The sequence below is a fragment of the Mycolicibacterium sp. MU0053 genome (assembly GCF_963378095.1).
Classification (GTDB): domain Bacteria; phylum Actinomycetota; class Actinomycetes; order Mycobacteriales; family Mycobacteriaceae; genus Mycobacterium; species Mycobacterium burgundiense.
The window spans coordinates 4,751,997-4,764,335 of the sequence record NZ_OY726397.1; the positions used below are offsets into that span (position 1 = coordinate 4,751,997).

The 12,339-nt window shown below is 68.5% G+C and carries 17 protein-coding genes; 8 read left to right on the plus strand and 9 right to left on the minus strand.

Annotation, left to right across the window (positions count from 1 at the left end):
• Window positions 1-44 precede the first annotated feature (44 nt).
• Window positions 45-302, plus strand: a complete 258-nt coding sequence (locus tag RCP80_RS22550) for an HPr family phosphocarrier protein (protein WP_308479797.1) — start codon at window positions 45-47, stop codon at window positions 300-302.
• Window positions 303-328: 26 nt separating this feature from the next.
• Here RCP80_RS22550 and RCP80_RS22555 read toward each other — a convergent pair whose 3' ends face one another.
• Entirely contained in the window at window positions 329-778 is a 450-nt protein-coding gene (locus tag RCP80_RS22555; RefSeq protein WP_308479798.1) for a nitroreductase/quinone reductase family protein, read from the minus strand.
• Window positions 779-812: 34 nt separating this feature from the next.
• On the minus strand, window positions 813-2,876 hold the full coding sequence (locus RCP80_RS22560; RefSeq protein ID WP_373693395.1) for a copper-translocating P-type ATPase: 2,064 nt from the start codon (window positions 2,874-2,876) through the stop codon (window positions 813-815).
• Between the two features lie 55 nt (window positions 2,877-2,931).
• Between RCP80_RS22560 and RCP80_RS22565 the strand changes: the two genes are divergently transcribed.
• Together RCP80_RS22565 and RCP80_RS22570 are read left to right on the plus strand one after the other, a co-directional pair.
• Window positions 2,932-3,834: a fumarylacetoacetate hydrolase family protein gene (locus RCP80_RS22565; RefSeq protein WP_308479800.1), complete on the plus strand. Its 903-nt coding sequence runs from the start codon at window positions 2,932-2,934 to the stop codon at window positions 3,832-3,834.
• Window positions 3,835-3,887: 53 nt separating this feature from the next.
• A complete protein-coding gene (locus tag RCP80_RS22570; protein WP_308479801.1) occupies window positions 3,888-5,315 on the plus strand; it encodes a chloride channel protein in 1,428 nt (475 codons plus the stop codon).
• Here RCP80_RS22570 and RCP80_RS22575 read toward each other — a convergent pair whose 3' ends face one another.
• Together RCP80_RS22575 and RCP80_RS22580 are read right to left on the minus strand one after the other, a co-directional pair.
• The gene (locus tag RCP80_RS22575) at window positions 5,316-5,867 is read right to left on the minus strand and encodes a Dps family protein (RefSeq protein WP_308479802.1); all 552 of its coding nucleotides are present in this window, start codon (window positions 5,865-5,867) and stop codon (window positions 5,316-5,318) included.
• Between the two features lie 56 nt (window positions 5,868-5,923).
• Window positions 5,924-6,874, minus strand: coding sequence for a DNA-3-methyladenine glycosylase family protein (locus RCP80_RS22580; RefSeq protein ID WP_373693396.1), 951 nt, complete (start codon window positions 6,872-6,874; stop codon window positions 5,924-5,926).
• Between the two features lie 29 nt (window positions 6,875-6,903).
• Here RCP80_RS22580 and RCP80_RS22585 point away from each other — a divergent pair, with 29 nt between their 5' ends.
• Window positions 6,904-7,299, plus strand: a complete 396-nt coding sequence (locus RCP80_RS22585; RefSeq protein ID WP_308482984.1) for a nuclear transport factor 2 family protein — start codon at window positions 6,904-6,906, stop codon at window positions 7,297-7,299.
• Here the strand turns inward: RCP80_RS22585 and RCP80_RS22590 are convergent.
• Complete coding sequence (locus RCP80_RS22590) at window positions 7,286-7,663, minus strand: DUF427 domain-containing protein (protein WP_308479803.1); 378 nt, start codon at window positions 7,661-7,663, stop codon at window positions 7,286-7,288. The genes RCP80_RS22585 and RCP80_RS22590 overlap by 14 nt on opposite strands.
• Before the next feature lie 48 nt (window positions 7,664-7,711).
• Here RCP80_RS22590 and RCP80_RS22595 point away from each other — a divergent pair, with 48 nt between their 5' ends.
• Window positions 7,712-8,179 carry an SRPBCC family protein gene (locus RCP80_RS22595; protein ID WP_308479804.1) on the plus strand — a complete coding sequence of 156 codons (468 nt, stop codon included), beginning with the start codon at window positions 7,712-7,714 and terminating at the stop codon, window positions 8,177-8,179.
• 57 nt (window positions 8,180-8,236) lie between these two features.
• On the opposite strand, the gene RCP80_RS22600 is transcribed toward RCP80_RS22595, so the two are convergent.
• From RCP80_RS22600 to RCP80_RS22610, 3 genes are read right to left on the minus strand one after another with little or no spacing between them, the layout of a single operon-like run.
• Window positions 8,237-9,262, minus strand: a complete 1,026-nt coding sequence (locus RCP80_RS22600) for an NAD-dependent epimerase/dehydratase family protein (protein WP_308479805.1) — start codon at window positions 9,260-9,262, stop codon at window positions 8,237-8,239.
• Window positions 9,259-9,777: a nuclear transport factor 2 family protein gene (locus tag RCP80_RS22605; protein ID WP_308479806.1), complete on the minus strand. Its 519-nt coding sequence runs from the start codon at window positions 9,775-9,777 to the stop codon at window positions 9,259-9,261. The genes RCP80_RS22600 and RCP80_RS22605 overlap by 4 nt, the downstream gene beginning before the upstream one ends.
• A 19-nt stretch (window positions 9,778-9,796) precedes the next feature.
• On the minus strand, window positions 9,797-10,228 hold the full coding sequence (locus RCP80_RS22610) for a hypothetical protein (RefSeq protein ID WP_308479807.1): 432 nt from the start codon (window positions 10,226-10,228) through the stop codon (window positions 9,797-9,799).
• A 71-nt stretch (window positions 10,229-10,299) separates the two neighbouring features.
• Between RCP80_RS22610 and msrA the strand changes: the two genes are divergently transcribed.
• The 3 genes from msrA to RCP80_RS22625 all read left to right on the plus strand — a co-directional run bounded on the left by msrA (window position 10,300) and on the right by RCP80_RS22625 (window position 11,886).
• Window positions 10,300-10,809, plus strand: coding sequence for a peptide-methionine (S)-S-oxide reductase MsrA (gene msrA, locus RCP80_RS22615; protein WP_308479808.1), 510 nt, complete (start codon window positions 10,300-10,302; stop codon window positions 10,807-10,809).
• Between the two features lie 235 nt (window positions 10,810-11,044).
• Window positions 11,045-11,410 carry an ArsR/SmtB family transcription factor gene (locus RCP80_RS22620; protein WP_308479809.1) on the plus strand — a complete coding sequence of 122 codons (366 nt, stop codon included), beginning with the start codon at window positions 11,045-11,047 and terminating at the stop codon, window positions 11,408-11,410.
• The gene (locus tag RCP80_RS22625) at window positions 11,407-11,886 is read left to right on the plus strand and encodes an SRPBCC family protein (RefSeq protein WP_308479810.1); all 480 of its coding nucleotides are present in this window, start codon (window positions 11,407-11,409) and stop codon (window positions 11,884-11,886) included. Before RCP80_RS22620 ends, RCP80_RS22625 begins: the two co-directional genes overlap by 4 nt.
• A gap of 3 nt (window positions 11,887-11,889) precedes the next feature.
• On the opposite strand, the gene RCP80_RS22630 is transcribed toward RCP80_RS22625, so the two are convergent.
• Window positions 11,890-12,318 carry a YiiD C-terminal domain-containing protein gene (locus tag RCP80_RS22630; RefSeq protein WP_308482985.1) on the minus strand — a complete coding sequence of 143 codons (429 nt, stop codon included), beginning with the start codon at window positions 12,316-12,318 and terminating at the stop codon, window positions 11,890-11,892.
• Window positions 12,319-12,339: the final 21 nt, after the last annotated feature.

Sequence of the window (12,339 nt, forward strand, 5' to 3'; positions counted from 1 at the left end):
TCTCCATAGCGTCGATTTCGGCACAACCCAAAGGAGCACCCCGCATGCACAGCAAGACCGTGATCGTCGGATCAGCCGTCGGCCTGCACGCCCGTCCGGCCGCCATCATCGCCGAGGCCGTCGAGAAAGCCGGTGTGCCGGTGACCCTGTCGATGGACGGCGGCGACCCCGTCGACGCCGGATCCGCGCTGATGATCATGACCCTCGGCGCGGGCAAGGGCGCGTCGGTGACCGTGGCCTCCGACGACGAGGCCGCGCTCAACACCATCGCCGGGCTGGTCGAGCAGGACCTCGACGCCTGACGACAAAGCACCGAGGTTGAACCCCGCTAGGCCGACGGGCGGGGTTCGCAGATCAGCAGCGGGATCTCGCGGTCGGTGTTGCGCTGGTACCCGGCGTAGCCCTGGTAGGTCTTGACCACCGTCGGCCACAGTTCGGCGCGCTCCTCGGCAGTCGCGGCGCGGGCCCGCATCGGCACGGTGGCCCCGTCGATAGTCAGGCTCACGTCCGGATTGGCCAGCGCATTCTTGTACCAGTCCGGGTGATCGGTGTGGCCGCCCTTGGACGCGACCAGCACCACGCGGTCGTCGTCGTGCAGCGGGCTGGTCAGCAGATTGGCGTACGGCTTGCCCGATTTGCGCCCCACCGTGTGAAGTTCGACGGTCAGCATGCCCATCACCGTGCGGGGAAATCTGCCGCCGGTCAGCGCCAGCAGCGCCCGGTGACCGTTCTCCAATAACCATGCGCCACCCTCGGCAACGCGATCCGACTTCGACATCCGGGCCCCCTGTTGTGCCGTCGCTGCTGCCACGCTAGCGGACAACGACCTCCGGACGCAGATCCAAGCGGCGCAGCAGCTGGGCGTTGAGCGCCACCACCACGGTCGACAGCGACATCAGCAGCGCTCCCACCGACATCGGCATGACGAACCCGACCGGCGCCAGCACGCCGGCCGCCAGCGGCACCGAGATCAGGTTGTAGCCGGCGGCCCACCACAGGTTCTGCCGCATCTTGCGGTAGCTGGCCTTTGACAGCTCGATCACCGAGACCACCGAACGCGGATCCGAGCTGGCCAGAATCACTCCGGCGGAGGCGATCGCGACGTCGGTGCCCGCGCCGATCGCGATGCCGACGTCGGCCTGCGCCAGCGCCGGGGCGTCGTTGACGCCGTCGCCGACCATGGCCACCACCCGGCCCTCGGCCTGCAGTTCGACCACCTTGGCGGCCTTGTCCTCGGGACGCACCTGCGCGTACACCCGGTCGATACCAAGTTCGGCGGCGACCGATCGGGCCACGCTTTCGGCGTCCCCGGTGATCATCACCACCGCACTGCCGAGCCGGTGCAGCGCATTGATCGCTTGTGCCGACTCTGGCCGCACCTCGTCGGCCAACGCCAGCACGCCGAGCACCTGCCCATCGGCGAGGACGTGCAGCACCGTCGCGTGGGCCGGCATTTCGTGGGGCGGCGGCGCAATGCCGGTCTCCTCGAGCAGCTTCGGCCCGCCGACCCGGATCTCGCGGCCGTCGACCGTGGCCGTCACACCGACCGCCGCCGACGAGGTGAACGCGGTCGCCGCCGGGATGGTCAGCCCGCGCTCGCGGGCCGCGGCGACGATGGCCCGGGCCAAGGGATGCTCGGAGGGCAGTTCGGCCGCCGCCGCCAGCGCCAGCACGTCATCTCCGCCGGATACGCCGATCAACGCCGGCTCCCCCTTGGTCAGGGTCCCGGTCTTGTCGAACAACACGGCGTCGACGGTGCGCATCCGCTCCAGCGCCAGCCGATCCTTGACCAGGACGCCGCCCCGGGCGGCCCGCTCGGTCGCGATCGAGACCACCAGCGGGATCGCCAGGCCCAGCGCGTGCGGGCAGGCGATGACCAGCACCGTGATGGCGCGGATGACGGCTTGGTCGGGCAGGCCGAGAACACCCCAGATCGCGGCGGTGAGCAGGGCGGCACCGAGGGCGAACCAGAACAGCCAGCCCGCGGCCCGGTCGGCCAGTCGCTGCGCGCGGGAGGACGAATTCTGCGCCTCGGTCACCAGCCGTTGAATCCCGGCCAGCGCCGTGTCGTCGCCCACCGCGGTGACCTCGACGCGCAGGGCCGAGTCGGTGGCTGTGGTGCCGGCGACCACGCTGTCGCCGACGCCACGCCGCACGCTACGCGATTCTCCGGTGACGATCGACTCGTCCAGCTCGGCGACACCGTCGCGGATCCGCCCGTCGGCCGGAATTCGGCCGCCGGGGCGCACCAGCACCAGGTCCCCGACCCGCAGCTCGACCGGCGCCACGGTCTCCAGCGTCTCGCCGGTGATGCGTTCGGCCTGATCGGGCAGCAGCGCCGACAACGAGTCCAGCGCCGAGGTGGTCTGTGCCAGCGACCGCATCTCGATCCAGTGCCCGAGCAGCATGATCACGATCAGCAGCGCCAGCTCCCACCAGAACTCCAGCTGGTGATCCAGCACTCCGAGGCTCGCGCCCCACGACGCCAGGAACGCGACCGTGATCGCCAATCCGATCAGCAGCATCATTCCCGGTGCGCGGGAACGGATTTCACTGACGGCCCCGGTGAGGAACGGCCGTCCACCCCACAGGTACATCACGGTGCCGAGAACCGGCGCGACCCACCGGGAACCGGGGAAGACGGGTATCTGATAACCCACGATCATCGCGAACATCCCCGACATCGCGACCGTCGGGATCGCCAGCACCAACATCACCCAGAACAGCCGGCGGAACTCCGCCACATGGTCCCCGTGCCCGGCGTGTCCGTGCCCGGCATGGTCATGCCCGGCGTGTCCGTGTCCTGGGTCTTCGTCGGGGCGGTGTTCGGGGTGCGGGGCATGCGTCGTCCGGCCGGATTCGGTCATAGCCCCCATCATATACCCCATGGGGGTATATGCACAGCCCCGCCGACCCCGCGACAATCATGCGATGAAACTGCGAAGGGTACGCACCACAGCCGGACTTGAACTGCAGGAACTCGACGGTACGCAGTGGCGCGCACTCGCGGGGCCGTCGCCACTGGGCCCCGCTGCGTTCAGCGCCGAGTGGGAGCTCGCCACCGCCGACCGGCATCTGCAGGACACCGACGCGGTGCTGCCGTTCACGCCGCTGTCGTTCCGGGATTTTCTGCTGTCCGAACAGCACAACACCGCCGCGGCCCGCGGCATGATCAACCGGTTCCATCCTTGGACGGCGCGGATCACCAATACCTACGAAAAGCTCACGCACAGAACGTTTCCCGCCTTCAAGCCCAGGACGCTCTTCTACCAGCAGCCGATCTATTACATGTCCAACGCGATGACCATCGTGCCCAGCGGCACCCCGGTCGCCTGCCCCGACTACTCCACGGCCCTGGACTTCGAACTCGAGATCGGATTCGTCCTGGCCGCACCGCTGTACAACGCCACACCGAGTGAGGCCGCCGCCGCGGTCGGCGGCTTTGTGCTGGTCAACGACTTCAGCGCGCGGGATGTGCAACGCGCCGAGATGTCCAGCGGGATGGGACCGCAGAAGTCCAAACACTTCCTGTCCTCGATGTCGACCACGGTCGTGACCGCCGACGAGATCCTGCCTCGCCTCGATGCGTTGACCGGCGCGGTCGAACTCAACGGGCGCACCGTGAGCCGGGTCAACAGCGCGGGCCTGCAATGGACCGTCGGCGAGGTGCTCGCGCATGCCTCGCGCGATGAGCAGCTATTGCCCGGCGAATTGTTCGGGCTCGGAACACTGCCCGGCGGCTCGGGAATGGAGACCGGGAACTGGCTGAGTTCCGGCGACACCCTGCGATTGACGTTGGACGACATCGGCGAGGTGGAGCACCGCATCCGCTGACGGCCCCGGCGGTTAACCGACCGCGGTGGTGCCGCGGCAGTAGCATCCGGCTCATGGCGCACGCCGAGGGCCCACCCGAGACCGCTGCCGGACCGGGCGCGGTCGTGCGCAATGCCGGCTATCTACGCAAGTGGCTGATCCTCGGCGTCGCCATCGGCGTCATCGCCGGTCTCGGCGCCGTGACGTTCTACCTCGCCCTGAAGTACACCACCGACTTTCTGCTGGGCCACCTCGCCGCCTACGACGTGCCCACCGCCTACGGCGACGGCGGCAACCCCGGCTCGTCGGGGTTCTCCCGAGCCTGGGCCATCCCGGTGGTGACCACGCTGGGCGCGCTGGTCTCGGCGGCCATCGTCACGAAGTTCGCCCCCGAGGCCCAGGGGCATGGCACCGACGACGCCATCGAGGCCGTCCACACCGATCCGCGCGCCATCCGCGGCCGCGTCGTGCTGGTGAAGATGGTCGCGAGTGCGCTGACCATCGGCTCGGGCGGATCCGGCGGCCGGGAGGGACCCACCGCACAGATCTCCGCGGGATTCGGCTCGCTGCTGACCCGCTGGCTCAACCTGTCCGACGCCGATGGCCGCGTCGCGGTCTCGATGGGCATCGGCTCGGGCATCGGGGCCATCTTCGGGGCGCCGCTGGGCGGCGCGGTGCTCGCGGCGTCGATCATCTACCGGCAGGACTTCGACTATCGGTCGCTGATCCCGGGTTTCATCACCTCGGGCACGGCCTACGCCGTCTACGGCTCGGTGTTGGGATTCGAACCGCTGTTCGGTCAGATCGTGACCGACTATGTCTTCGACCCGATGCAGTTGCCGTGGTTCCTGCTCCTCGGAATCGTGTGCGCGGCAATAGGTTACCTGTATGCCCGCACGTTCTACGCCACGGTGCAGCTGTCGAACCGAATTCGGCTCCCCGGCGGCGCGGTGCTGAAGCCGGCGCTGGGCGGTTTGCTGGTGGGACTGCTGGCGTTGGCGATTCCGCAGATCCTGTCCAGCGGCTACGGCTGGGTGCAGCTGGCCGCCGACGAGGCCACCTTGCTGGCGATGCCGTTGTGGATTGTGGTGGTCCTGCCGGTGGCCAAGATCGTGGCGACCTCGCTGTCGATCGGCACGGGCGGATCGGGCGGCATCTTCGGGCCCGGTGTGGTGATCGGATGCTTTGTCGGCGCGGCGATGTGGCGCCTGGCGGAAGCGGCGGGCGCTCCGGCGCTGCCCGCCGGGCCCGGGGTGTTCATCGTCATCGCGATGATGGCCTGTTTCGGCAGCGTCGCGCACGCGCCGCTGGCGGTGATGATCATGGTGGCCGAGATGACGGGATCGTTCGCCGTCATCCCGGCCGCCATCATCGCCGTCGGGCTGGCCTACCTGTTGATCTCCCGCACCAATGTGTCGATCTACCAGGCGCAGCGGCTGGACCGGGAGGCGGCCGCGGCCGAACGCGCGGGAGTGCTGCCGCCCGGATCCGCCGCGCGTTAGCTACTTGCTGGACCGCGCCTTGCTGGCGGCACCTTTTTCGGTGCGCTTGCCGGTGTGCGGCAACTCGCCACCGGAGTTCTCCAGGTGCGCGCGGACGAACCACTGGAACTTCTCGAGTTCGGCGGAGTGGGAGATCAGGATGTCCTCGGTGATTGGGTCGAGATCCTCGACCTCCGAAATACCCTTGCGCACGTCCTCGATCACTCCGGTGTACACCAGGTCGAGGGCGGCCAGATGGGCCTGCACGGTGTCGCGGCCCACCGAGTAGTCGTCCCAGTCGCGGTCACGGCAGATGGCACCGGGGGTCCCCTCCGGCGAGAAGCCCAGCGTGGCGATGCGCTCGGCCACCTCGTCGGCATAGCCGCGCACCAGCATGACCTGCGGGTCGATCATCTCGTGAACGCCGATAAAGTTCGGGCCCACCACATTCCAGTGCACATGCTTCAGCGTCAGATGCAGATCGTTGTAGGTGCTCAATTTGCGCTGCAGCACCTCCGCGATCTGCGCGGCCTTCTTGTCGGTCAGGCCCGGGACGGTGTATTGGCTGGGCATCATTCCTCCTTCAATGGTCGGAGGACGGCATACCCGGACACCGCCGTTGTCAACCACTACAGCTCACGGATGTTCTGCACCGGCAGCCGCGCGCCGCGGCGGGGTTCCTGGGCCAACCGGCTGACGTACAGCAGCCGGACCACCCGATGCCGGTGCGGGCGCATCGGTTCCAGCAGTTCGACCATGGCGTCGTCGTCGACCGGTCGGCCGACCAGCGTCCAACCGATCATCTTCGAGAGGTGGTAGTCCCCGATCGACAGCGCGTCGGCGTCGCCGAACGCCCGCTGGGCCACCTCGGCGGCCGTCCACACCCCGACCCCGGGCAGTGCAGTCATCGCGGCGCGCGCCTGCGCCGGCGACCGGGTGGCCAACCGTTCCAGGGCGACCGCACGCCGGGCGCACCCGACCACGGTGCGGGCCCGGCCCGGATCGACGTTGGCCCGGTGGAACTCCCAGGACGGAATGCGTTGCCAGACCTGCGCGGCAGGGAACACCCGCATCCGAGCCGGGGCCGGGCCCGGTGCGTCGGTGCCGAATTTGGCGACCAGCGTCCGCCAGGCCCGGAACGCGTCGACACCGGGCACCCGCTGCTCGAGCACCGCCGGGATCAGCGCCTCGAGCACCCGGTCGGTGCGGCCCAGCCGCAGGTGTGAAGCCAGCCGAGCGGCCCTGGCCACCAGCGGATGCGACGGCTCGAACTCCGACCAGTCGTCGTCGGCACCGAGCTGGCGCGGCAGCGCCTCGATGAACTCCGGTGCGCCGTCGCCCCAGGCCTGGGCGCGGACCGCGGACGGCCCACTGCGCTCGATGCGCGCCGTCACCGGCCCCGACTCCAGCAGGCTGGTCCGCCAGATCGCGCCGTCGGCCCCGAACTGGAATGTCGGATCCCCCGGGCCGCGCCGCAACGGGGACAGCGTCGCGCCCGGACTCACCGGTCCGGGGAAGGTGACGATGCGGATCAGGCCGTCGGTGTCGATGCCAGCCAGGCTAGCCACCGTTGACGACATCGGCGTCAACGGTCAGGATGAGCCACGTGATGACGCCGTTCGACGACCCGCAAGCCGAGCAGGCCTGGATGTTTCTGCAGACGCTCAGCGCCGAGGGCGACCTCGACGAGGGTTTCGGACTGCTCAGCGAAGACTTCACCTACTGGACCAACGCCACCGGACGCACCTACGACAAGGCCGAACTGCGTCGCATCACCGAGCGCGCCCGCGAGTCCCTCGTCTTGCACTTCGACCTGGTGCGCTGCCTCAATGACGGCGAGAGCGTGGTCGTGGAGGCCCAGCACGACGGGGTCAACAGCGACGGGGTGCGCTACGACAGCCCGGTCGCATTCATCTTCGACATGCACGACGGATTGATCGTCTCGCTGCGGGAGTACTGCGACACCCGACTGTTCGGTGAGGTCTTCGGCGCTATTCCGGACTGATCGTGATCTGGGCCTTGTCGGGGTAGAACGCGACATGCTCGGCGATCGCCGCGACCGCCGGATACGGCTGCGGATAAAACCACACCGCGTCGTCGACCACGACGTGCTCGCCCGCCACGCTGAAATAGCCCGCCTCCCCCTTGTACGGGCAATAGGTGACGGTCTGGGTGCGCCGCAGCAGCTGCTGGTTCACGTCGGAAAGCGGAATGTATTGCACCGCAGGGTAAGTCGACTCCTGCAGGGTCAACGCAGATCGGCTGTCGGCGACGACGTCGCCGTTGACACGCACCACCACCCGACCCGCGGTGGGGGCAATGCTGATCGGATGCTCGGCAGTGGGTGCTTTGACGGGACGCTCGGCCATGCCACCTGCAACGCGTGGCGGCCCGTCCCAGTTCCCTACACTGCAGCCATGGCACAGCAAGCAGTACCCGCAGCGACCGCCGAGGTCACCATCTCCGCGGCTCCCGATGCCGTCTACCAACTCATCACCGACCTGTCGACGCTGGCCGAATTGGCCTCCGAGACCACCGCGATGAGCTGGCAGCGGGGTGACTCGGCCCGCCCCGGCGCGGTGTTCAAGGGCAGCAACCGCAACGGGAGCCGGACGTGGACCACCACCTGCACGGTCACCGAAGCGGCGCCGGGCAAGGCGTTCGCCTTCGACGTGCGCAGCCTGGTGATCCCGGTGGCGCACTGGCGCTACGAGATCATCCCCGCCGACGGCGCCTGCCGGGTGGTCGAGAGCACCTGGGATCAGCGGCCCGGCTGGTTCCGCAAGGTCGCCGGCTACGCCACCGGCGTGCACGACCGCGATGCGGCGAACGCCGAGCACATCCGGGCCACGCTGGCCCGGCTCAAGGAGCGCGCCGAACGCTGACGTATTCGCCGAGAGTTGGATTGTTGTACGCGTTTCGCGAGTAGGCCCGCGAACAACTCAACTCTCGGCGCGGGATTTACGCCGAGCCGAGCGCATCTGGGCCCAGAACCGCGCCGCTGCCCGGATCGAGTCCTCCACCGGGCGGGGCTGCCAGCCCAGCTCGCGGCGGGCCTTACCACAGTCCACCGGCGCCTCGGCGCGCATCAGCCGCACCGATTCCAGCGTCAGCTGTTGGTCGGTGCGGCGCAGTCGGGCCCGCACCGAGCCCAGCGCCCCCATCGCATAGAGCACCGGGACCGGCACCGAGCGTCGCGGCGCCACCACCCCGGCCTCGTCGGCGGCGATCCGGATCACCTCGCGGTTGCTGATCATCCGCTCCGAGATCAGGTAGCGCTGCCCGACCCGGCCGCGCGCACCGGCCAGGATCATCGCGTCCGCTGCGTCCTCGATCCCGACCGCCTCCAGCGAGATCTTGTCGAGCACGAACGGCAGCTTCTCGAACACCGTGCCGGCCACCAGCGCCCCCTGCGGGGTCATGCCGTGGTCGCGGCCGCCGTAGGTGGTGGACACACACATCGCCACCGCGGGCACGCCGCGCTCGCGGGCGTACTGCATCACCAGGTCTTCGGCCTGCACCCGAGACCGCACGTAGGCGGTCAGCCGGCCGCGGTCGATCAAGTCGTCCTCGGTGGCCACCCGGCCCTGCCGGCGGCCGACGGTCGAGTAGCTGCTGGTGAACACGAACTTCTCGAGCGTGCCCGCCGCGGCCAGCTCGGCGGCCACCTCGAGCACGCCGCGCAACCCCTCTACGTTGGTGCGAAACAGCGGCGCCGGGTCGCGGAGCCAGGCCCGCGCGTCGACCACGCAGTAGTAGACGACGGCGCAGCCGGTCATGGCCTCGCGGATGGTGTCGACGTCGAAGATGTCGCCGACGAACCGGGTGACCGGTAGATCGTCGATGCCGGCGGTGTTGGCGCCCGCACGCACCGTGACGCGCACGTCGTCGCCGGCGGCCACCAGCGCTCGGGTGACGTGCGAGCCCAGGAAGCCGTTGCCGCCGATGACCAGTTTCGGTGCGCTCATGACGCCGTGCCCACGCGTTGACCGTGTGTGCGGAACCAGGCGGCGGCCTCGTCGTCGAGCGTGCCGAGTGCCTCGGCCTTGCGGCACCACTTGATCGCGGCACTCAGGAACCGCAACGGGTTGTAGATGTCTTCTTGCCGGCACCATTTGCCGTCGCCGGCGTAGGTGACGATCGAGATGTTGGTGGCAGTGATGACGGTGCCGTCGCCCGGGTCGCGCATGGGGTTGTCCAATTCGCAGATCACCCGTCCGGTCGGTTCGTCGATCACCGTCCACAGCGCCGGGAACGAGACCATGTAGCTGCCCGGGAACGTCGACATGGTGCGGCGGATCCAGGTGCGCACCTCGTCGCGGCCGTGCATGGTGCCGGCGGCGTGTTCGACGTAGACGACGTCGTCGGTGTAGTGCTCGACCCAGACATCCCAGTCCTGGGTTTCGGCGGCCCGGGCAACGGTCTGTTCGAACGTCCCGAAGGCCGCGACGAGCTCATCGCGGGTGAATGTAGGGCGTGTCACACCCAGACTAGAACACGTTCTACTGCGGTTTGTCGACCTTCGGCGCGAGCACGGCGCGCTCGCCCAACGGGGCGTGCAACGGGACCTCGAGGGTGCCGGTCACGCCGAGCATGATGCACGCCTGGTTCAACGCCTGCGGCGGCGTGCCGCCGAGCAGATCGACGATCACCGCCTCGGGAGTTTCGCGCACCGTCGCGTGCACGCCGTGGCATTGCGGGACCCCGGTGGTGAAGAACAGTCGCACCTCGGCGGGGTCCGCGGTCCGGGTGAAGAACTCGATGGCCAGCGGGTGCGGGTTGCGGATCGACGGGTCGTCGACGAATGCCTGCCCGGGGGCGGCGGGATCGCCCTCCGGAATAGCGATGGTCTCGTCGTTGTTCTGGTGGGCCGTCGCCAGCGGTGCGGTGCACAGCGCCAGCAGGAGTGCGGCCATCACGGCAAGGACGCGCATGGCTCCACGGTAGCGCCGACGCGCACAATGGATGAAGACCCAGCGTGACGACCTAGAGGAAGGACGGGCATATGGCCGACTATCAGAGGGCGATCCTGGCCGGAGGCTGCTTCTGGGGGATGCAGGATCTGATCCGCAAGCAACCCGGGGTGGTCTCAACCCGCGTCGGCTACACCGGCGGTCAGAACGACAATCCGACCTACCGCAATCACCCCGGTCACGCCGAGGCCATCGAGATCGAGTTCGACCCGGCCCAGACCAGCTACCGCGACATCCTGGAGTTCTTCTTCCAGATCCACGATCCGAGCACCAAGGACCGCCAGGGCAACGATGTGGGCACCAGCTACCGGTCGGCCATCTTCTACCTCGACGATGAGCAGCAGCAGGTCGCCGAGGACACCATCGCCGACGTCGACGCCTCGGGTCTGTGGCCCGGCAAGGTGGTCACCGAGGTGGCCCCCGCGGTGGACTTCTGGGAGGCCGAGCCCGAGCATCAGGATTACCTCGAGCGCATCCCCAACGGCTACACCTGCCACTACCCGCGGCCCGGCTGGAAGCTGCCCAAGCGGTCCACGGTCTAAGCTCCCCCGCCCGTTCCGCGAGCGGGCGCGTCGAGATTGCATTGCTGGCAACGAGATTGTCGTGGTGGCGATTACGCGGCGAATTTCCCGCCGCAGGCGCAATGTCGCCGCCCTGGATGCAATCTCGAGCCAGGATCCCGGCTGCCCAAAATCCGTATTCAACCAAAGGGTTGACAACCCGGGACCCGCAGCGCGACACTGGAGGCGTATTCAACCAATTAGTTGAGGAAGTGGAATGGTCGATCAGCTGTCAAAGGTGTTCGCCGCGTTGGCCGATCCCCTCCGCAGGGACGTGGTCGCCCGGTTGACCGCCGGCGACGCCACGGTCAGCCAACTCGCCGCCCCCTACGACGTCAGTTTGCAGGCGGTCTCCAAACACCTGAAGGTGCTCGAGGACGCCGGCCTGGTGACCCGGAGTCGGGACGCCCAAACCCGGCCCGTCCACCTGGAGGCCGAGGTGTTCGACCTGATGACCAAGTGGATCGAGCGTTACCGCCGCCGGGCCGAGGAGCGCTACCGGCGCCTGGATGCGGTGCTCGCGGACATGCAGGACGACGCCCCGGCCGCCACTGCCCCACGGCGCAAAGGAAAGGTCTCATGAAAGCCACCGAAGCCGCGATCGAAGCGGCCACCGATGTTCCCGTCATTCGAATCACCCGCGATTTCAACGCGACACCGGCACAGTTGCTCAAGGCGCATACCGACCCGGAACTGTTCATCCGCTGGGTCGGGCCCGAGGGCATGGTCAACCGAATCCTCGAGTGGGACGCCCGCGACGGCGGTTGTTGGCGCTATGTCGCCAGCCAGGACGGGCAGGAGTACGGCTTCCGCGGCTGCTTCCACACCGTGGGCCCGGACCGAATAGTGCAGACCTTCACCTACGAAGGCATGCCCGACGAGGTGTCGCTGGAGACGCTGCGGTTCGAGGACCTCGGTGACGGCCGGACTCGGTTGCACGCGCAGTCGCTGGTGGACAGCTTCGAGGGCCGCGACGCCTGGCTGGCATCCGGGATGGAGACCGGGGTCAACGAGGGCTATGCCAAACTCGACCGGCTGGTCGCCGATGGCGCGCTGTGAGCCCTATTTCCCGTGCGCGCGCAGCTGATACAGCCCGTGCGTCGTGGCCACCGTCTGACCATTGGCATCGGTGACGACGGCGTCCAGCCGGTAGTCGGCCTTGCCGTTGTCGGCGGCCTCGGCCGCAACCCGGTCGATGGTGTCGGAGTCCAGACCGGCCTCCGCGCGCAGGTCGGTTGACGCCATCCCGACGAACTTGATGTCGAGGTTCTTGACCAGCGGGAAGTACTTGGTCGCGTCGAAACTCGTTAACGCGATGGCCCCGCCGAGGATCTCGGCCACCGTGAACTGCACCCCGGCGTAGACCACCCCGAAGTGGTTGCCGTTGCCCGCTGCCGGCACCGTGGCGGCCGCAAATCCGCGCCGTGCCTCGACAATCCGGACACCCATCTGGTGGGCGATCGGGATGGTGGTCGCCATCCCCTGATTCATCGCATCGGCGATCGCGTCAGT